14 protein-coding genes and 2 pseudogenes are annotated in these 20,760 nt (G+C 42.7%); 2 read left to right on the top strand and 14 right to left on the bottom strand.

Annotated features, from left to right (window positions below; all coding sequences use genetic code 11):
- Positions 1-11 precede the first annotated feature (11 nt).
- The 8 genes and pseudogenes from R7Z77_RS07095 to R7Z77_RS07060 form a co-directional block, all read right to left on the bottom strand.
- Positions 12-2,233, bottom strand: a pseudogene (locus R7Z77_RS07095) (TonB-dependent siderophore receptor).
- Positions 2,234-2,432: 199 nt separating this feature from the next.
- Positions 2,433-4,409, bottom strand: coding sequence for a Fe(3+)-hydroxamate ABC transporter permease FhuB (gene fhuB, locus R7Z77_RS07090; RefSeq protein ID WP_005377716.1), 1,977 nt, complete (start codon positions 4,407-4,409; stop codon positions 2,433-2,435).
- Positions 4,406-5,290, bottom strand: coding sequence for an iron-siderophore ABC transporter substrate-binding protein (locus R7Z77_RS07085; protein WP_005377718.1), 885 nt, complete (start codon positions 5,288-5,290; stop codon positions 4,406-4,408). Before R7Z77_RS07085 ends, fhuB begins: the two co-directional genes overlap by 4 nt.
- A gap of 11 nt (positions 5,291-5,301) precedes the next feature.
- Positions 5,302-6,066, bottom strand: coding sequence for an ABC transporter ATP-binding protein (locus R7Z77_RS07080; protein WP_005377721.1), 765 nt, complete (start codon positions 6,064-6,066; stop codon positions 5,302-5,304).
- A gap of 324 nt (positions 6,067-6,390) precedes the next feature.
- Positions 6,391-6,609, bottom strand: a complete 219-nt coding sequence (locus R7Z77_RS07075) for a hypothetical protein (protein WP_005377723.1) — start codon at positions 6,607-6,609, stop codon at positions 6,391-6,393.
- Positions 6,610-6,696: 87 nt separating this feature from the next.
- A pseudogene (locus R7Z77_RS07070) lies at positions 6,697-7,821 on the bottom strand (HD-GYP domain-containing protein).
- 274 nt (positions 7,822-8,095) lie between these two features.
- The gene (locus R7Z77_RS07065) at positions 8,096-9,301 is read right to left on the bottom strand and encodes an aromatic amino acid transport family protein (protein ID WP_033905238.1); all 1,206 of its coding nucleotides are present in this window, start codon (positions 9,299-9,301) and stop codon (positions 8,096-8,098) included.
- Between the two features lie 161 nt (positions 9,302-9,462).
- On the bottom strand, positions 9,463-10,656 hold the full coding sequence (locus R7Z77_RS07060) for an iron-containing alcohol dehydrogenase (protein WP_206959201.1): 1,194 nt from the start codon (positions 10,654-10,656) through the stop codon (positions 9,463-9,465).
- Positions 10,657-11,285: 629 nt separating this feature from the next.
- Between R7Z77_RS07060 and R7Z77_RS07055 the strand changes: the two genes are divergently transcribed.
- On the top strand, positions 11,286-12,551 hold the full coding sequence (locus tag R7Z77_RS07055; RefSeq protein ID WP_025766702.1) for an HD domain-containing phosphohydrolase: 1,266 nt from the start codon (positions 11,286-11,288) through the stop codon (positions 12,549-12,551).
- A 54-nt stretch (positions 12,552-12,605) separates the two neighbouring features.
- Here R7Z77_RS07055 and R7Z77_RS07050 read toward each other — a convergent pair whose 3' ends face one another.
- Positions 12,606-13,208 carry a 2OG-Fe(II) oxygenase gene (locus R7Z77_RS07050; RefSeq protein WP_005377733.1) on the bottom strand — a complete coding sequence of 201 codons (603 nt, stop codon included), beginning with the start codon at positions 13,206-13,208 and terminating at the stop codon, positions 12,606-12,608.
- 160 nt (positions 13,209-13,368) lie between these two features.
- Positions 13,369-14,139 carry a TerC family protein gene (locus R7Z77_RS07045; protein ID WP_005377734.1) on the bottom strand — a complete coding sequence of 257 codons (771 nt, stop codon included), beginning with the start codon at positions 14,137-14,139 and terminating at the stop codon, positions 13,369-13,371.
- 411 nt (positions 14,140-14,550) lie between these two features.
- Here R7Z77_RS07045 and R7Z77_RS07040 point away from each other — a divergent pair, with 411 nt between their 5' ends.
- Positions 14,551-15,489, top strand: coding sequence for a LysR family transcriptional regulator (locus R7Z77_RS07040; protein ID WP_005377737.1), 939 nt, complete (start codon positions 14,551-14,553; stop codon positions 15,487-15,489).
- 19 nt (positions 15,490-15,508) lie between these two features.
- On the opposite strand, the gene R7Z77_RS07035 is transcribed toward R7Z77_RS07040, so the two are convergent.
- The 4 genes from R7Z77_RS07035 to R7Z77_RS07020 form a co-directional block, all read right to left on the bottom strand.
- The gene (locus R7Z77_RS07035) at positions 15,509-16,390 is read right to left on the bottom strand and encodes a YjjW family glycine radical enzyme activase (RefSeq protein ID WP_213967685.1); all 882 of its coding nucleotides are present in this window, start codon (positions 16,388-16,390) and stop codon (positions 15,509-15,511) included.
- Between the two features lie 22 nt (positions 16,391-16,412).
- Positions 16,413-17,957 carry a YjjI family glycine radical enzyme gene (locus R7Z77_RS07030; RefSeq protein ID WP_213967684.1) on the bottom strand — a complete coding sequence of 515 codons (1,545 nt, stop codon included), beginning with the start codon at positions 17,955-17,957 and terminating at the stop codon, positions 16,413-16,415.
- Positions 17,958-18,170: 213 nt separating this feature from the next.
- Entirely contained in the window at positions 18,171-18,794 is a 624-nt protein-coding gene (locus R7Z77_RS07025; protein WP_025766704.1) for a LysE family translocator, read from the bottom strand.
- 202 nt (positions 18,795-18,996) lie between these two features.
- Positions 18,997-20,214: an HD-GYP domain-containing protein gene (locus tag R7Z77_RS07020; RefSeq protein WP_025766705.1), complete on the bottom strand. Its 1,218-nt coding sequence runs from the start codon at positions 20,212-20,214 to the stop codon at positions 18,997-18,999.
- Between the last annotated feature and the right edge of the window lie 546 nt (positions 20,215-20,760).

The raw sequence follows: 20,760 nt of genomic DNA, 5'->3' as shown, positions 1-20,760 counted from the left end.
TATACGTTAACTCACCAGTCGTAAGTTAAACTTGCAATAACATTTTGTCGGTCGCCATACCAACAAAAGCCATCACATGTCGCTATGTACTTTTTATCCGCGATGTTTTTAGCTGCGACTTGTAGCTTGTAATCGCCGATTCGATAACTGACCGTCGCATCCATTAAGAAATAACTTGGTACTTTTAGTCTCTCTTCGTTGTCTCCGTATGACTCACCTGTATAGCGCGCGCCTAAGCCAACAGCAAAGCCATCAAGAGCTCCATCAAAGAAACGATAATGTGCCCAAGCTGATGATACGGTATTCGCCACTTGGGAAGGTGTTTTGCCAACCCATGCCTTATTGATGTCTTCTTTTATCTCTGCATCAACGTACGCAATGTTCCCGATCAATGTTAAGGATGGTGTCACATTAGCTACAGCTTCAAACTCAACGCCGTTATTTTCTATTTTTCCTATTTGCGTTAATTCACTCAAGTAGATACGAGCCAAGTTTTCTTTTGTTGCCCGATACGTTGCAATATTGAAATAACCATCAAATGAATCCGGTTGGTATTTCATACCGATTTCAAATTGATCACCGCTTTCAGGCTTCGCTGGCTTACCATTGCTGTCTTCTTGAATAATTGGATCAAAGTACTGAGAGTAACTAAAGTATGGCGTGAAGCCAGAATTAGAAATATAAGCCGTTCCCACGCTAAACGTCCACTCTCCATGATCGACTTTCGTGCGAGCACCCGTGGTAACATTATGTACTTCATTACTTGTATCGTCGTAACGTGCGCCCAATAACATCGCCCATTTATCGTTGATCAGCATATGATCTTGAAAGTAGACGCCGAGCTGCTGATTATCGATTTTCGTTCTTTGCTTATCGGTTTCGCTCAATGGTTGTAGCGTATTCGGATCGAGTAACATTATGTTATCCGAATAAGTAGGATTAAATACATTAAACCTAGGATCGGGCAAAGCTCCCATTGGTGTGTTTAATAATGCATTACCATTAGCAACTATAGGGTCATTGGCAAAATCTTTACCATCGATACTGATCATTTGAAAATCTATGCCCAACATCAAGTTATGCTCAACACTTCCCCAATTTACTTGGTGCATCAAACGATTATCGATATTAAAAGCATCAGATGACCCATCTTCTGTTGAAGCACCCCGAAGTATGGTTTTGCGTTCATTTGATGGGTCCAAAGCCGGCCCCAACGCAGGCACGTCAGCCGAGTAAACGTACGAATACATTTGTCTTAGCTTAACATCCATTTCGCTGTAACGAGCTGCTTGAACAAATGAAGTGGTATCATTAAATGCATGAGAAAACTCATAGCCTAAAGACACCTGCTCACGCTCAAACGTCTCCCAGTTAGGGTTGCCTATCGCTAAACTATCACTGATCTTTCCATTTTTGTTTGGCGTTAACGTTCCTTCAACTGGCAAAAATTGCAGATAAGGATCTGAGTCGTCTTTTTGATAGCTCGTTAGAAAGGTAATTTCAGACGTCTCATTAAATTTGTACGTCATCGATGGAGAGAGAAGAATGCGCTCTGCTTCTACCCCACTAATTCTCGTCCCATTTTTTCTCGCTAACCCTTGAAAGCGGAAAGCTAGCTGCTCACTCACCTCAGAGTTTACGTCAAGAGAAAGTTGTTTACGGTCTTCAGAACCGTACTCCAAAGATACAAGTCCTGACCCCCATCAAATTGAGGTCGCTTACTGACAACATTGATAACCCCACCTGGAGGGTTTTGCCCATAAAGAACAGACGCTGCACCACGTAAAACTTCAACCCTCTCTAACGCAAACGGATCTATTTGCCAACTATAGAAGCCAGAAGAATATAAACGGGTACCATCTTGATACAACCCGCTGTTCGCCTGTTTAAAACCACGAATAATAAACCAATCTTGCTTGTTATCTTCGCCAAAATAGTTAGTTTGAATGCTTGGTGTGTACTGTAGCGCGTCAGAAATGCTAATAGAGGCACGATCATCCATTTGCTCTCGCGTAACAACAGACACCGCTCTTGGAGTCTCATTGATGGCAATATCAGTTTTCGTCGCTGCCCGACTCTTCGCTCCAAGATAACTAAAATCAGGACCAACTGCACTGTCTTGCTGCTGTCCAATCACAACTATATTTTCATCTTCCTGAGCCAAGACATTTGGCGTTGATAAAGCTAATACAACCGCCATCGACGTTGGTGTCAGCATAAACTGCCGAGTCATATTCTCTCCTTTTTGTCGGCAGCCAAACCAACCCTTCATGACTTCAGCGACCGCTGAAAGAAAAGCGAGTTACGGCATCGCCAGTTGTTTCCGTAAAAGACAAACCAGAGGTTTTGCATAAAGCACTCGCATAGGTTACGAATGCCACTACGAGTGCTTATTTGTATAAGTACTTTCTTGGTTGAGGCTTAGCTCATCTCTATAAACGGCGTAAACCCCACATTAAATACAAACCGCCAATGAGAGACGCCATAAGTCCTGTTGGTATTTCTTGCGGGTAAAGGACCTGTCGTCCCAACCAATCAGCCAACAACATCACCCCTGCCCCCAGTATCGCGGCGCATAACATGTGTTGTGACGCTTTGTTAAAACCAAATAAGCGAGCTAAATGCGGAGCCAACAACCCAACAAAGCTAATCGGGCCAACAACCAATGTCGCACTGACCGTGAGACAAGCAACTAAAAGAAGCAGTATTGCGCGTGAACGATCAACTCGAATTCCAAGTGCTTTAGAGGAAGCGGCACCGACAGGAAGAATATCTAGCCATCTTACGCAGAGAAAACTCAACCCTATAAAGACAAGCGCAGATAAAGACAATGGGAGTAACGTTTCAACCGAGACATAGTAGGTAGACCCAGACAACCAAGCCAATGCTTGATAACTTCTTGGGTCACCAGTGGCTAGAATAAAGCTCTGTATTGCATTCATCAGTGCGGTTATCGCAATACCAGTCAACAAAATACGCTCCGGCTGAAAGCCTGACTTACGGTTTAGCAGCACAATGACTAATACCGTCGCTAATGCGCCTACGAGCCCGCCTAGAGAAAGAGTGAAAATTGACGAACCAAACCCAGTAAACATCGCGATGATCAATCCCATCGCTGTCCCTGAACTGATACCGATCACTTCAGGACTTGCCATTGGGTTTCCACTTAGGCGTTGAATCATGGTTCCAGCAATCGCTAACATTGCCCCCGCAATTGCTGCTGCAAATAATCTAGGTGCGCGCCACTCCAAAAAAATCCAATTTTGGCTAGCAAATAAGTTTGCCCACCCTTCATTTTGCACAGCAACCGTGGCAAAAAGAACAACAGAAATTAACGTGCCGATCAACGCCAATGAGATCGCTTTAGGGTTTAGCTTGTAAACATGTTCACGATGTCGAGTTAACACTGTTTGAGTATGGCCCTGCGTCTTTTGTGATAAGCGAGGTAACAGCCATAACAGTAGCGGAGCGCCCAGTGCAGCGGTTGCTGCTCCCGTTGGTATAAAACTCGCCATTAGCCCCGGCAGTTGCTGAATAACCAAATCGGTTAAAGTCAATAACATGGCACCAATCAGCATTGATACCCAAAGCTTATGCTGGATTTTATTGATACCTATCAATCGAGTAATCGCTGGCGCCGCTAACCCGATGAAACCGATGATTCCTACGGCAGAAACCACCCAAGAAGTGATTAACACCGCAAGCCCAAGACAGACAAAACGCAACTTAGCTAGCGAGACACCTAAACTCTTGGCACCTTGCTCGGAGAGTTCCAACAGACTTAACGGCTTTGCAATCACAAATGCAACGACCGTAGCAAGTGCGATTCGAGGGGCAAGATACGAGAAATCTCCCCATCCACTCTGAACAAGCGAACCGGCTCCCCATATCATTAACCCATTCAGCTTTTCGGTATTCATCATCAGAATAACCGTACTTAATGATGCAAAGTACAGGTTTATCACTAACCCAGAAACGACGACAACCGTTGGAGATAACGCTCGTCGCCATGACAACAGCATCACCAACCCCATCGATATCACACCGCCGATGAGAGCAACCAAATTAGGCGCGATATCCAACATCCAAGGTGCGAATAGCGTAGCTAACATCAAAGCAAAACTTGAACCGCTCGCCACACCAAGTGTCGTGGGTGAAGCGAGAGGGTTACGCAGCACTTGCTGCATCAATACCCCAGCAACCGCTAATCCAGCACCAGATATAATCGTGGTGAAGACTCGAGGCCACCAGCTAAAGTGAAGTAAAACAGAATCGATAGATTGAAAGTTAGGCTCCCATAAACTGCTTAGAGCCAACGAAAATGAGCTTACTTGGTACAATTGGAAAGCACCAATAGAAAAGGTAAATGCCGAAAGTAACACCACAAAGCTTAAAGGCATCGTTTTCATTGTGTTAACTCCTCGACCTTACTCGCCGTAACTAACTCTGCGAAACGGAGGGCTGAAGGCATAGAACCAAAACTCCAAACGGGCGCGACTTGCATGACCTTTTCACCAGATTGTTGAACAACATATTGCCAAAATGGGTCTTGAGAGAGCTGCTCCGCTCCACCATAAGGTAATGGCTCTACGATAACGATTTGAGCTTTTATGCCAGCTAACTTGTCGATGCCAACTAGGCTGAAGCCCCAGCTATTCGTCTTTTCATTCCATGCATTACTCAGCCCAATCTTTTCGATAGCCTGGGAGTAAAGACTATTTTGACCAAAAACACGTACGTGCTTTGTATCCATAAACTGAATCATTAGAAGTGGCGGCTGGCCTTTATTTATACGCTGTTTTAATAAAGACAAACGTTTTTCATATTGTTGGATAAGCGCCTCTGCTTCCGCCTCTCTTCCCAGCTCTTCACCAAACCTCCGAGTGAAACTGGTAAGTACCGACCAATCCGTAATCCCGCTTTCATATAAGTCAATCGTGGTAACGGGGGCAATATCGACTAAGCGATGCTTCATTGAGGAGAAGTACGGGGCAATAAAAATACGGTCAGGTCTGAGCTCGTAAATACGCTCTATATTGGGTTGAGTTCTTAACCCTACATCCTTAGTTTGAGGTGGTAACGGTGGCGATTTTACCCAAGCATCGTAATCTTGCCCTTGAGCAACGCCTACAGGTACGACCCCTAAAGCCAACATCGTTTCAGTTTGTGTCCAATCAACCGACATCACCCGAGGTGATGCGTCAGCTAGTGCTTGAAAAGAACTGACCAAAAGCGCACTAAGTGAGAGAGCGAAAGAGAAATGTTTAAGTCGAGTGTTTGTACTGCTCATTATTCCAACCTTTAGCTTGGCATCGCCACCGGATAACCCGCGGGGTGGTCAGAGATCATCATCTCTATCCCATATATGTCCCTCAACTTAGGTTCAGTAAACACCTGTTCAACATTGCCTTGTGCAATCAAATCACCTTGATGTAATGCAACGATGTAGTCGCAAAATCGTGCAGCCAAGTTGATATCGTGTAATACGATAATAACGCCCAAACCCAGTTCTTGACTGAGTTTAGAGATAAGCTTCAACATATCGACTTGATGGCTGATATCTAGCGCAGACAAAGGCTCATCAAGAAGCAAATACTCGGTTTTTTGGGCTAACAGCATAGCTAGCCACACACGTTGACGCTCTCCTCCAGATAACGTGTCCACTAAGCGATCTGCGTATTTTAGTGTGCCTGTCATCGCCATTGCTTCTTCAACAATGTCGTGATCTTTCTTACTCAAACGTCCAAGTAAACCATGCCATGGATAACGACCAAAACCGACTAAATCTCGACCTAAAATACTGTCGGTCACTGGAAGATGCTGAGGCAAGTAGGCAATGTGTTGGGCAAACTTTTTCGCTGAGAGATCGTTAATGCTCGTTCCATGCAGAACCACGTCACCAGCGGTGTATGGCTGTTGCTGTGCCAGCAACTTTAACAATGTGGATTTTCCTGAACCATTGTGTCCAACAAGAGCGTATGTTTTTCCGGGTTCAAATGTCACATCAAACGCTTTTAGCAATGACTTGCCTTCAATCTCAAACTGGAGTGCTTTAGCTTCCAACATCCCTACTTCACCTAATAGCCATTTACGAATAACAGTTATTCAGAGCTCTCATTCGTTGATCACGTTTGCCGTTCTTATTCAACAGAACGATTAATAAGGGAGGTTTTATATAACAACAAAGATACAAATGCAAACCGTTGTCATTATCATTACATCAACAAGATCATTGAGAGAATTGCTAAGTGTTAGTGATAATTTGCTCTGCTGAACTTCATTAGTAAATTATAGGCAGGTCAACGAGAGCAGCGGTCTCCCACTGCTCTCGCATAAATTTGAACGAATACTGCAGCGTATGAAGAAATGAAAAATGCCGCAGTGAATACATTAATGACGAGCGTCAGCGCCAAACTCTACTTCTTTATAGATATCGGCCAGCGACTTTTTACCTTGTTTGTCTTTGGCTGAACGCTTTTTCTTAGTTTGATAATGGTATTCTTGCTCCTGAAGTGCTTGTTCGTGCTCTTTTGCTGACTCAACAAACTCAGGATTTGCAAGTGCTTGTTGGCGTAAGCGGTTTACTCTTTCAAGGGTTTCCCACAACATACTTCACCTCCAAACTTATTACTGTATATAAAAACAGTATTGTTTAAATATTCCTCCTCGTCAACATTTCAACTTTGTTACTGCTCTTCACATTAACCCCAAGCCTGTATAGTGCTCGGGATATTTGTGGATGATTTGCTTTATATAACCTTGATGCTCTCGCAGAGCATCAACACATTCTCGAGATAACCATCCCTGATATACCCATTTTTCAAGTTCTAACAATGCCTATGGGATGGACCACGCTTGTCTGTACGGATGGTGCGTCGTCATAAAATCAAAGGCATTCGCGACAGCCGTAATTTGCGCGGCGATTGGTATATCATCATTGGTTAAACCATAAGGATAACCAGTGCCATTTAAGTTTTCGTACTGATAAGTAACCATCTGCAAAAACAAAGTCACACTCGGGTGAACCGGATTTCCGATACGGGCAACTATGTCATCCGCTGAATCGATACAACGCTCAATATGTTGAATCAATATCGCCTCTTGTTCTTGAGAGTAATTTGTTCGGCGGCTAGCAATTTCAACTGGCAGCTGACTATCACCGAGCGCATGGAACTGAGCAAAAATACCAATATCTTCGACCATTTCGTCATTCAGGTGATAACGATCCGCTAACTGCGTTGCGATAATTTGACTGTAGTACTTCATGCGTTTGGTATGCGCGTAATACTCAGGTGAATATCCTGGCATCATACATTGCATTCGGTTCGCTAGCGTTTCTATCGCATTGACTACTTGAGTTTCTGATTCAACCGCAAATCGAATCATTTCGAAATAAGGTTTAAGACCATTCAGCGCTTCTAAACTAAACGCATCACGTTGAGTGGAGTTCAAAAATACAAAACCAGTAAAAGCTTTATTGTCATAACAAGGAATAGCAGCCGACGACTGATATCCGTGTTTGAGTAAAATTTGAACCCGAGGACAGTGCTTAATATCATGAAGGTCTTCGACGATACGAGGAACCGCGTTTTTAGAGGCAATATTGAGGTGGTGGAGTTTACGGAATGCTGATTCGTGATGGGCTAAACACCAAGTGTCGAACTCACTTTCTGCAAATGATTTGAGCACATCTTGGTCTGGGTGATATTTTGCAAATGACACCCTATCAATACATGGCAAGTGCGCCTGCATCCTGCCTTTTAGCGTTTGCAGTTGCTCGTTAAGCGGTTTTGCAAACGGGTAAAAACTCCGGTGCGCCATGCTTCACCTCCACACCAAAGCAAAGAAACAAGAAAAGCTCATTGTGTTGCAAATTCAATGGTATTTTGAGCGGTTTTCTCCACTTAAATTATCGATATACCACAACTTAAGTGTACGAAATAAAAGCACATTTCTACCAATTTTTTCACCGGATATCTTACGGTAATTTGATCCAGATTAAAAAAGCCAACGAGCGAAACTCGTTGGCCTAACAATACTGATTGATTACGATGGATTCAGTAACTAGAAGTTATTCAAAGAACGTTCTAAACAACTAGCCTAGAGCAGGAAGAACACCCAGCGTAATTAACACCTGAGCGAATACGATGCCAGTGCCAGCGATGCCCGTTATCACTAACGCACCTTGACCACCTGCGACGCGGTACTCCCCAGTAAAATCATCCGATTTACGAACCTTGATCACCATAACCAAAGGCAAAAAGATGGCTAAAATCGCTAAGGCAATCGCTGCATAGCCCAAAGCCATAATAAAGCCTTGAGGATAGAAAAGTGCGAAGCCTAGCGGTGGAGTAAACGTCACTAGTGCCGCAATCAAACGATTAGGCTTATCGTTACTTCCTTTGATGGTATCACCCAAAAATTCGAATAGACCCAAACTCACGCCAAGGAACGATGTCAACAATGCCAAGTCAGCAAACACACCAACAATGCTACCCAAATTTGATTGGTGTACTGTCTGAGATAGTTGACCAATCAGTGCGCTCAACCCTCCGTTCTCAACAAGCGTACTTTGGCTAACCACACCCAACGTCACGATTTGCCAAAAGATATAAATAACGAGTGGAATCGTCGAACCAATAATAACGGCTTTGCGTAAAGAAGAAGTGTCACCGTCTAAGTAATTCACAATTGCAGGTATACTTCCGTGGAAACCAAACGAAGTAAAGATCACCGGAATCGCCGCTACAACAAGGCCTTGTTCGATTGGCATACTTAACAAGTAAGATTCCGTAACGTTTGGAGCAAGAAAAGAAAGCACCGCAACCATCGCAATGAGCTTCATCGCGAACAGAACTCGGTTTACTTTATCGACCGTACCGGTACCCACTGTCACAACTAAAGTCACAATCAAGGTAAAGATTATCGTTGATGTAGGCCCTGAAATATCGAGGTCAAACCATTGTGCAAGGCGGTCTCCGAACTGAGCACCACCGCCAGCGATATACGCTGCACATAATGAGTAGAAAAGAAACAACATCGCAAAACTTGCCACCCACTTGCCTTTTTGACCTAGGATCTGTTTCGCCAAAGTATGAAGTGTAGCACTACTCTCCGCATGTTGATGAAGCTCAAGCATAAGCAAGGCAGTGAAAGCCATCAGAGCCCATAAGCCTAGCATGATGATAATAGAAGTTGAAAAACCAATGCCGGCAGAGGCAAGTGGAAGCGCTAGCATACCAGCGCCTATTGTAGTGCCCGCAATAATTAGCGTACTACCGAATACTTTAGAACGACTCATTGTATATTAATCTTTACACTTTATTAGAAATTATCAGTATTAGATCGGGCAACGGCGGACCGAAACCAACACCATATTTGTATTGCCGTCGATATTGTAGGATCTTTAGCAGAAGATCAAGCAAAGTGTAAGGATAAAAAACCACACATGTAAACTATAATTTACACCTTACTGATATTTAACAATAACTGTGTGCATTCTTCCCTGTTCATGAACTTGGGAACAGGGTAATTCCAGTGCGCCTCTTTCAGAATTAAATCAACAAGCGCATCAGCATCTTCACGTTGAATGAGCGCACTGGTTTGCTCAATATCAATAGTTGAAAACAAGGACTCCAGATTCGCCAAAAAATGCTGAGCACTTGCGTTACCTAACTGCCCCTCGGCCGTCAACTCATCGAGCTTTCTTAGTTGAGGCTCAATCTCTGATAATGAAAAGCGCAGCACAGGCAACAAGGCTAATCCGTTTGCCATACCATGAGGTATTCCATATCTCGCACCGAATGTGTGAGCAAAGGCATGAACATAACCCAAACTCGCTTTGGTAAATGCTAAACCCGCGTAATAGGATGCCATAGCCATTTTATGACGAGCTTCGACATCATCCCCTTGCATCACAGCCCTAGGAAGATATTTAAAAATGAGTTTAATAGCGGCAACCGAATAAGCCATCGTTTCTTGAGTAGCGTTTTTCGATACATAGGCCTCAATAGCATGGGTTAATGCATCAACGCCAGTATCAGCCGTGATCTTAGGAGGTAAACCAATCATTAAATTCGCATCTAAAGCTGCCATTAGTGGCACCAACTTTGGATCCATTAAAGGGGTTTTAATGTGTGAGGAGGGATCTGACACGACCGCAGCGATAGTAACTTCACTTCCGGTTCCAGCCGTTGTTGGAATAGCAAAAAGCGGCGCTGGCATTCGCCATACCTTCAATAGTCCAGCTAATTTTTTTATTGGCCGTTTATTGGTAACTTTCGCAGCGATGACTTTTGCACAATCCATTGCAGAGCCGCCACCCAAAGCTAATATGCCCTCACAATGAAAACGATGATAAGCCTCTAGACCGCTCTCTACCTGATCATAGGTAGGATCGGGCTTAACTTGCGAGAAAACATCTAACTGTAAATCGAGTTTTGCTGCAGCCTCAAGCACCTTATCTACAATACCGACTTGGACTAACCCTTCGTCGGTAACTAACAAAACGCGTTTAAATCCCAGCTCGGTCATCGATTCTAATAGCTCATTCATCGAACCAGGGCCGGAAAACAAGGTTGGTCTCGGCATAGGAAGGATAAGGGCTGCTATTTTTAACCCTGCGGTGTAAGTCCGATATAAACGATGCTTCAACATACGAAATCCTTTTCATTTAGAGCTATCATTCTAGCTACTTTTACCACCTATGCTTACTTTGCAATCACACATTTTCAATAAACTTATCTCACCCAAAAGGCTAACATCGCTGGGAAGCCGTACCATTTTATTATCTTTCCTCAACAACATGAGCTACAGAGAAAATATTTTCAACGACGCTCTATTGTCATGTTGTTAACAAGCTGCTTTACCTAATACTCTGTTAGTTACAGAGCAAGCCTCGAAGAGGTCTTCTTATTTTTTGCCTTCAAGAACAACAATATAAATTCTGTTAATCACACATCAATACCGTGTGTCTCTGGTTGAGCCCGAACACGATTTACAAAAATAAAAATAAGAATGCGTTACATCATGATTTATTGTCGTTTTCAAATAAGTCAACAAGAGCAACAATAATCTTTCAAAACTTATACTTAGTTCAAATATCTGACTCTTAACCATGAGCTTCAGGTGATATTATTATGCAACTAGGATTATTATCCCGCCCATAATCAAAACTATGTCTAAACGCCCACCTTTTTGGGGTCTATTCGCTGTCGTACCCAATTTTTCCTATCACCTTCTGATTTGGGTTTAGCGTGGGCTAATTAGCAATGTCGGTATAAACCATGAATCATTCTTGCCATTCCCATACGGACATGGGCTTTGAAGTCGATCTGAAACAAGCACTTATCTGGGTTGCTCGAGCACTCGACTATGTAGGTGTTGATGATACGCACCATAGCCACCGTGTCGCTTACATCGCTTACCAATGTGCTCGGGTCATGAACTGGGAACCAGAAAAAGCGGAGTTTTGCTACTTCGCAGGGATGATCCACGATTGTGGGGTCTCCGAAACACAAGAACATAAAATGTTACTTGAGGAGTTGGTGCCACAAGATGTAAAAACACATTGCTTAAGAGGATACCGAAGCCTCAAGCAGTGTCGTTTGTTGCGTCAGTTTGCGACACCTGTTCTTTACCACCATACACATTGGAGTGAACTAAAATATCTTGATTTACCGCCTTTTGAAAAAGAGGTCGCTGCCCTACTCTATTTAGCCGATCGTCTCGATTTTATGCGTTCCAAATACGTCATGAACTGCCACTGTGACATTGTCACACTTCATGAAGAACTAATTGCAGAATGCATCATGGCAAACGCTGGAACTTTGTTTAATCCAGACATGGCTAAGGCAATGGTTAAGCTCGTTATGACCGACGCATTTTGGTTCGCGATGGAGTCTGAAAATATAGAAACCATCGGATTAAACTTTAAAAGCATTGATTGGCTTCAAAAACAGCTCACCATCCAAGATATGAATAGTTTGGGCATGTTTATCGCTCGAATTGTTGACGCAAAAAGCCCATTTACTTATCAACATTCGCAAAAAGTGGCGGAGTTATCTCGGTATCTAGCCATCAAGCTTGGGTTCTGTGAGCACGACCAAGAGATGTTATTTATTGCTGGGTTGGTGCATGATATCGGAAAGTTAAAAACACCAGATGAGATTCTTCATAAAGAAGGCTCTCTTAATAAACAAGAGTATACGCGTATTAAACGCCATACAATTGATACTCAGCTCGCATTACACAAAGTGTTTCCCAACGCTAAAATAGCGGAGTGGGCCTCTAATCATCACGAGCGTTTGGACGGTTCTGGCTATCCTTATCATAAAACAGGAGACGAACTCGATGTACCATCACGTATTGTCGCGGTTGCCGATGTTTTTCAAGCTCTGTCTCAGGACCGTCCCTACCGAGGACGAATGGCTCAAGCACAAATCGCCGCGATTATGGGCGAGCAAGTCGCTAAACAAGAACTTTGTTCTGACGTCTATGCAGTGCTAGAGCGAAACATGACCGAGTGTTACGAGCTATCAACTAATGTTTAATCGATAAAGGGCGTATCTACGCCCTTTGCTGATTTTGTGCAGGTTGCAAACCAATCATTTTGCAATATCAAGTACATTGTCTCGCACACCATTGATTCTGAACCAACCTGCAATACTGAAACGCTCAGCATTGGTCGGTAAAACCTCATGCGGGAATTGCTCAGATAAGAATAAAAGTAAGCGTCCCGATTGAGGAGGGATGGTTGCTATCTTATTATCATTTAGATCGTAAACCACCAATTCACCTGCATCCTTTTCCGTCCAAGATTCGTTCATGTAAAAAACGGTTGTCAATCGACGGTTTTCATTGCCCTTAAAACAATCTAGATGCTTTTGGTAGAAATCCCCTTCCTCGTACTTGGCAAAGTGAGCTTCATACTCAAAAAGTCCTAGAAACAAGTGACGGTTCACTTCTTGGCGTATTTCTTCCATCTTATCTAAGTAAGAAGTAACCGCGTGCCCCATATTGGGCGATAACCATTGAATTTTGTCACTTCGAATTGACTCAATACGAGTCACATCGTCATTACGACCAATACGCGCTTTTTTCCAGTTACTTGGAATGCAGTCTCGTAATTGAGCCACTTCTTGTTCAGAAAGAAAATCATCCCAGATATAGTAGCCATGGGTTGCTAACGCATCGATCATTTTATCCATTATTGTCGTTCACTCATATTAGTTGGGCGGTCTATATAAAAAATCTTCAACCTCACAACAAATGCGATTTTTTGTCGAAACGACAACAAAATAAAAAGAGAGCAAAAATAGGTGATGACGAATATAAAAATGCCGCTCATATGAGCGGCAATATCTTTTATTATTGACGAGCTTCTAATCTCGTTGGATGAACTCGCAACGGACTAAGACGTTTAATAGTCGGGCGTTGTTTGTTTTTTAACTGGATATGACAAAGTTCCAGAATTAAGCCGAATGCCATCGCAAAGTACACATAACCTTTGTTGATATGAATTTCGAAGCCTTCTGCCATCAATAAACCACCTAACAAAACGAGGAATAACAAAGCAAGTGTCTTAAAACCAGGGTAACACGACACCAGGTTATTGATTTTTTCTGCTGTCATGACCATCACGATAGCAGAAGAAACAATCGCTGCGACCATAAGTGGGACATCACTTGTCAAACCAACGGCGGTTATCACCGAGTCCATCGAGAATACAGCATCCACGGCAACAATCTGCAACAGAACTACCGCTAAACCAGTACGGGCGTGAGTTGAGTGAGCAGACTCGTTGTGATTTAACCAACTCCACAACTCTTTCAGGCTTTTAGCCAAGAGGAATGCACCACCCGCAATCATGATGACGTCTCTTCCGGTAAACGCTTGGTTCGCCAAAGAAAATAGCGGTTGAGTCAATTGCATGATCCAAGAGATTGAAAACACTAAACCAATACGAGCAATAACAGCAAGACCAATACCAAGGTTTCTTGCCAGCTTACGTTGGTGCAGCGGCAGTCTTTCACATAAGACAGAGATAAAAACGACGTTATCAACGCCTAAGACAACTTCAAGCGCAAACAAAGTGGCGAAAATAGCCCAAGCTTCTGGTTGCATAAAAAGTTCTAGCATGAGCATGTCTCCAATAATAAGAAGACATATGGTGAAGGGTTTTGTCGACTAAAGGGGTCGTCCATTAATTATTTATACCTTTGTTACTGAGGGATCATGAGTAAATCACCAAACAATCAACAAAACAATATCTATTTTAATTAACAAGGAACAAGTTTAATTCGTGTACAAATCAATCAACTCCTCCAAACTGATTAAAATTACATAGAAGCTTTAGAATTGAATAAATGAAAGCATTAAAGTCCAACAAAACTAAGATAAATTTCTAGACTTATAAGCACCATCAATCCTTATGCAACCCATTAAATGCATTGAGCTCAAAGAGAAACAGGCGTATTTCCGAGATAAACAATAGTAAAAATTTGTTTCATGCTGATATACTGCCAAAAATCATAAGAAACCATGCTATTTATGGACTACATTGCTCTTTCGCGTATAAGCCTTAAACATCTAACTGTTTTACATATGTTGTTAACCACTCACAGCGTCACACTTGCGGCAGAACGCTTGTGTGTAACACCATCGAGCGTCAGTAAAACGCTCGGACAGTTGCGCGAAACGCTAAAGGATGACCTTTTTTACCGTGATGGCACTCGCTTAGTGCCGACAGCATTTGCGCTGCATATAGGCCCATCAATCCATGGCATACTCTCCAGTATGAATGGGTTATTACATCAAGGCTCTTTTAACCCGGCTTACTATCAAGGTAGTTTTTCATTAGCAATGCGTGAAAGTTCGTTTGAGCTCTTTGCGCCAGTTCTACAGCACTTGTCCCAACAACTGAGTAACCACGCGCACTTGAATGTCCATGCGAAAGAGGAAATGAGCTTCGATGCATTAGCAAGAGGTCAAGTGGATTTTTTGTTGCTTCCTCACGATCTCAGCCAACCACCCACACAAAATAAAGACTTGGTCTGGAAAACCATTTTGAAAGACGAAATGGTTTGCTTAATGAGAGCATCGAACCCACTCGCTGAGCAACCCTTATCTGTTGAAAGTTACCTTTGTGCAAGACACATCGGTATTCATGATAAAGATCTGTCACAACCTTATTTTGAGCAAAATCTCACCCAAAGGCATTCAAAGCGAAACTTGGCCATGCGTGTAGCCGACTTTGGTTCAGCTGCGGTGATGTGTCAGCACTCGGATTACTTGTTCACATGCTCCAAGCTTTGGGCAAGAGCGGCAATGCAAGCAAAAGGTTTGGTTGAACAAGCTCTTCCATTCGATTACGGGCAAGTAGCCTACAGCCTCGTTTGGAACAAAGCGAGCTTAAACGATCCCGCTTTAAAATGGTTACAGCAACAATTACTCGACGCTTGCGCCATGTTAGATGCCTGTGATGCGTAAGCATAGATAAACAACAGTACTACGTGAGTACTGTCGGCACGGTGATAGGGTTACTCACGTAGCATCGAAGCTCTGACTTTAAGCGTTCGATATCATGATGAGAGCACGTATCCCAAGTTAACGCCTCCCCCACAACTCCGTGATGTTGAAAGGCATTTAAACGGATAAGCACCGATTTAGGAAGAGTACTCAAGTAACGTCCAATTGCTACGATTTCTATATCTAAATCACTTTTTTGGGGAATATGCAGTAAGCGGACCTCGTACAATTTTTCGTGTTCAGCTAGGTATTGAAGGGTTTTAAATACACGATGATTATCACGCCCAGTTAGCCACTGATGCGTCTCCGTCTGCCACGCTTTCAAATCGATCATTGCGCCATCCAGAAAAGGTAGAATACGCTGCCAACCAGCAACCGCTAAAGAACCGTTACTGTCGATGAAACAAGAGAGGTGCCGTAATTCAGGATCTTGTTTTATCCCTTTAAACAGCTCAATAATGAAAGGAAGTTGTAAGGTAGATTCCCCACCGGATACTGTAACACCACTGATGAAAAAGCGATGCTTGCGTATCAAATCGAGCATTGTTACTACAGAGTAGTCAGTAATTTTTGGATTAGATTGGTTCTGACATATCTCTATACAATGATCGCAGTGGGTGCACTCCTCTTTAAGCCAAACAACGTTGTTGTTTTCGTCGAACTTCAATGCGCCTGCTGAACATTCACTCACACACTCACCACAATGATTACAATGGTTTATCGTGTGAGGATTGTGGCAGTTCAAACACTGATAGTTACAACCCTGTAGAAAGATGACTAGACGATTTCCTGGCCCATCAACACAAGAGAAAGGAAGGATACGAGTGACTTTTGCCAAAAGGCTTCCACTTCGTCTAGACATCTTGTTCTTTCCTAAACCGAACTTATGCCTGCGTGTAAGTCGGTGTTACTTCATGACTCACCACACGTGGTGAGCGTTCTAAAATTTTGGTATTTTTTGCTGCTTCTGCACCTAGAAACGTCGTGTTGGTTCTCGAACCTTCTTCATCATATTTCGCGACGTCTGAAAGTTTGATCATGTAGCCTGTCACGCGAATTAAGTCATTTGAACTGACATTCGCGGTAAACTCACGATAACCAGCATTTAGTGCCCCTTTACATAAATTGAACATCGCTTCTGGGTTAGATTTCACCGTTTCATCAATCGTCAAAATATCGCTGATACCCGCACGATAATACTGATGATGCTTCGCCGTTGCTTGTACATAAGTGACTGGGTCTGGCTCTGCACCATAAGGCAGACGTACACCTGGCGTAACATCATGATCTAAGCTAATGCCGCCTTGTGCATGTAAGAGCGCTTTGCCATCTAAACCATATTTCACCGGGGTTGAGTCCACCAGTTTAGCCAGTGTTGCTGAAACATCATGAGCAAAAGTATTTGCTCGATCATTTTTTCCGTATCGCCCTATTTGCCCTTCTTTTTCAAATAGAAGGTTTACCGCTTCGGCCATGCCGTAAACGCCATACATTGGCGCGAAATAGGACTCTTTTATCAACCCTTCTTGCGTCAAAAAGCCTTGAAAGAAGTTCGATTTTTCATGCAAGTGCGTGCTTCTTGCGTTTATGAGCTCGACCATTAATCGATGGTAAGAAGGCAACGCACTGTTTAAGAAGTCGTTACAGTCTGATGCTCGTTTTGCAACTTCTTTTAAATTCATTCGCACCAATGTGTTCGAGCCACCTGCTAATGGAAGCGAGTTGTAGCAACTTACAATACCAAAGCGTGAGCCGTTGTAGGCTTTCGCGTGCATTGGGTAATTGGCGATATGCGGTTTACTGCATTCACAAATGTTCTGTGTCGCTTGACGAAGTAAATCATCAGGTGTAACTGTCTCGTCGTACATAAAGGTGAGATTCGGTGCGATCTGCTTGAGCTCCGCATCTACTTTTAAAACAGTGCGACAAATAATGTTGTCTGTCGGTCCGACATTCACATGCATAAACGCATCTGGCAATGTGCGATCCAGCATGATCCAAAAATGTTTTAACTTTTTGTAAATCTGGCTCTCTGTTAGGTCGCCTATGTAAGGCAACAAGACATCATCTAACTGGCCTAAGTAAACCGGAATGTTCGTTACCGAAGGAACATGATGGTAAATGATGGTCAGCATGTTCAACGCATCATCGAAATCATCAGCCGGAGACAACTCTAAATAGTCTGAGCCTTGCGATAGAAATTTAGCGTAATCAGGCAACACATAGCGAGGTTTAAACGGTGCATGACCTTCAAACATATCGCAGATGATGCCTTCATCCATTGCTTGTCTCAGTGATGGAGATACGGTCATGTAAGGAATGCACGCTTCCGCCTCTAAAGCTAAAAAACTCGACTTCTGTTTTGGAGAAAGACGGACGTCGGTCGCGATATCTAGAAAACGTTGTTGTAGTTTAGAAAGGCTTGTCATCTAAGATATTCCTACAAAGTAACCACAAGCCCACAAGACAAAATACGAGCTCTACCCCTAAAGAGTAACGTGATTTTACTCCTGCTTGGCTGTTGCCACTAATGAAAATAAACAAAACGTCTATTTCCATTCTGGAAATAAGACAAAGCTAAATTAGCGCATTCCAACTTACTATATGGAAAAAACCCAGCTGCGTACCGAAGTCTGTCTTATTTATCGGTTTGCCGTCGACAACATCACGCCTGCACCAATAAATACTCCACCAGTCAAACGATTGAACAACTTCGCTCTTCCAGCGACAAACAACCAATCGGAGGCTTTTACCCCTAACAATGCATAAAATGTTAGCCAGCTAAGCTCAAAAACCACAAATGTAGACGCGAAAATCGCGTATTGAGACAGTAGCGGTGCGGAAGGTTCTATGAATTGAGGAAACAAAGCGGTGAAAAAGACTATCGCTTTGGGATTACTAGCGCCAACAATGAAACCACTAGTGAACGCGCTAAACGCTGTCGCGGAACTTTGAGTCGTTGCCGTTTTATTAAAATCTGTCTGAGATGAGCGCAACGCTTGAATACCTAACCAGATTAAATAAGCGGCGCCACACCATTTGATAATATTAAAAACTAACTCAGATGAAGCAATGACAACTCCCAACCCGGTAAATGAGAGCGTAAGGATGATCGTAATCGCAGACAAACTGCCAAGCGCAGTCATGAAAGCAATACGAAACCCACTACTCACTCCTTTACTTAAACACAACAGTGAGCTTGGTCCTGGTGAAGCTGTGAGCACGAGAATAGCAAGAGTGTAAAAAATCCATGTATCTATTTGCATTGGCATCCCTTCCAGCAAAATGAGGTTTATAGCCCATTGTGTATAGAACTATTTTATCGCCCGGTTTCTATCCATGAAGCCGAGGTCTTAATAACCATCTTGCATCTAAATAACTTAGAAAAAATTAATAGATAGTTATGCAAATAAAATACGATCTACATGCAAGGATGTAAAGCCTGTTGTATAAGCTTATCTATTTCTCTTAATCATAAAAAGGCTTAGGATCGATCTCTAACGATGAAGGCGCGATCGCTCTTTCAATTTTGTACGCACTCGTTTTTAAATCCACCATCGTGACATCAATGTATCGTTTATACTTGCGGGAGTAGAAACATTTCACTTCTGGCTTTAATGCTTGAGATTCATTTGAAGACCAAACAATACCAACACGCCCATCGTTCAACTCGACAATGGAGCCGACGGGGTACATCCCAATGCAATTAATGAATTTGTAAACTAAGTCGGCGTCTAAATGAAATGGCGTTAGACTCAACAAGATTTTAAACGCTTCCGCAGAACTCATGCCTTTTTTGTAACAGCGATCAGCCGTTAGCGCATCGTAGATATCTACAATACAGCTCATACGGCCGTGAATTGGAATCTCCTCCCCCTTCAAGCCTCTAGGATAACCATTGCCATCTAACTTCTCGTGGTGCATCAAACAAACATCACGGCTTACGTCACTAAGTCCTTTTACGTGAAGGATTATCTCACCTGCGAACACTTGATGTAGCTTCATATGTTCAAATTCTTCAGGCGTTAGCTTCGCTGGCTTGTGCAAGATCTTATCATCGACTTTAATTTTACCTACATCATGAATAATGCCACCTACAGCAAGCTGTTTTAGCGTTGGCTTATCCAAGCCCAAGTACTTACCGAATGACACTAAAAGACAAGCGACATTGACGGAGTGTTCCAATAAGTAAGAGTCTTTTTTTCGGAGTGCAGAGACACACTGCAACGCATCTGAGTCAATCAAAACACTTTCAATGACATCGTCAGCCCAAGCTTCTACTTCATCAACTTCAATGATTTTTCCTTCAAAAGTTTGATTCAATAGTTTTTGCGCCAAATCTTTTGCTTCGGCGATCAGCTTTTTGGCTCGCTTGTGTTGGATGTCTCTCGAACGATAAGTTCGTTGACCCCTCTTAAAATCTGAGTGTTTCTGCTCTCTCGTCTCTTTAGTGGCATCAGTTGATTCATCTACAGGCTTGAAGACACACTGCTGCGAAGATAATGTTTGATCTACCCAAACATACTTTACGCCACTTGTAGCAAGCTTCTTAATGCCTTCAGGGCTAGATATTCGCCCCGCATTGGCTAAATTGACGCGCTTGTTGTGCTCTATCGCGGTGACAAACATACCAACGCCGATATCAGCGAGCGCAATTTTGATTGAATTTTTCGGATCGTACTGCATATAAAGAAGGCTTACTCGATATTAACGTCCGCATTATAAGAGATTTGATTACTTGGCGTGATAATAAATTTGAATTGATTACAATTAATGAGCATCCTGTCAATTAATAATCGGTCGCGCTCATTAAGTCCTTTTTGTTATTATGGTTTTATCCAAGATAGCATATATACAAATGACGTTAGAAAACAGCACATTGATACCGACACAACTGAAAATAACTTTAGGATAATTATTCATAAATATTTATAGATTGCGGACGGCATCAATAACTGTATTTTATAAATGATTTTTACTGTTGACTATTTTTTATAAATGTCGATGATTAGCCGCCTAATCTTAGTATGTTATTAACCTAGTAGCACATAAAATGATAGCCAAACAATTTGAACTGACACTTTTGTGATTGTAATGTACGCCAGCAGATCAACTCTATGTTATCAACCCCAACACTCATCTCTGATGCTAAAAGGGGCTTTGTTGCGTAATTCGGACAGAAAACCAAGTCGTCCGAAATTGAATAATTATTAAACAATATACTGAGTTTCA

This window comes from Vibrio sp. 1401 (assembly GCF_033340295.1).
This window is presented reverse-complemented; position numbering and strand designations above follow the sequence as displayed.

Excerpts from the sequence above, each read along its gene's own strand:
- R7Z77_RS07020 (WP_025766705.1), bottom strand. The coding sequence starts at position 20,214 with ATGCAGTACGATCCGAAAAATTCAATCAAAATTGCGCTCGCTGATATC.
- R7Z77_RS07085 (WP_005377718.1), bottom strand. The coding sequence starts at position 5,290 with ATGAGCAGTACAAACACTCGACTTAAACATTTCTCTTTCGCTCTCTCA.
- R7Z77_RS07035 (WP_213967685.1), bottom strand. The coding sequence starts at position 16,390 with ATGTCTAGACGAAGTGGAAGCCTTTTGGCAAAAGTCACTCGTATCCTT.
- R7Z77_RS07025 (WP_025766704.1), bottom strand. The coding sequence starts at position 18,794 with ATGCAAATAGATACATGGATTTTTTACACTCTTGCTATTCTCGTGCTC.
- R7Z77_RS07065 (WP_033905238.1), bottom strand. The coding sequence starts at position 9,301 with ATGAGTCGTTCTAAAGTATTCGGTAGTACGCTAATTATTGCGGGCACT.
- fhuB (WP_005377716.1), bottom strand. The coding sequence starts at position 4,409 with ATGAAAACGATGCCTTTAAGCTTTGTGGTGTTACTTTCGGCATTTACC.
- R7Z77_RS07075 (WP_005377723.1), bottom strand. The coding sequence starts at position 6,609 with ATGTTGTGGGAAACCCTTGAAAGAGTAAACCGCTTACGCCAACAAGCA.
- R7Z77_RS07060 (WP_206959201.1), bottom strand. The coding sequence starts at position 10,656 with ATGTTGAAGCATCGTTTATATCGGACTTACACCGCAGGGTTAAAAATA.
- R7Z77_RS07055 (WP_025766702.1), top strand. The coding sequence starts at position 11,286 with ATGAATCATTCTTGCCATTCCCATACGGACATGGGCTTTGAAGTCGAT.
- R7Z77_RS07040 (WP_005377737.1), top strand. The coding sequence starts at position 14,551 with ATGGACTACATTGCTCTTTCGCGTATAAGCCTTAAACATCTAACTGTT.
- R7Z77_RS07030 (WP_213967684.1), bottom strand. The coding sequence starts at position 17,957 with ATGACAAGCCTTTCTAAACTACAACAACGTTTTCTAGATATCGCGACC.
- R7Z77_RS07050 (WP_005377733.1), bottom strand. The coding sequence starts at position 13,208 with ATGGATAAAATGATCGATGCGTTAGCAACCCATGGCTACTATATCTGG.
- R7Z77_RS07045 (WP_005377734.1), bottom strand. The coding sequence starts at position 14,139 with ATGCTAGAACTTTTTATGCAACCAGAAGCTTGGGCTATTTTCGCCACT.
- R7Z77_RS07080 (WP_005377721.1), bottom strand. The coding sequence starts at position 6,066 with ATGTTGGAAGCTAAAGCACTCCAGTTTGAGATTGAAGGCAAGTCATTG.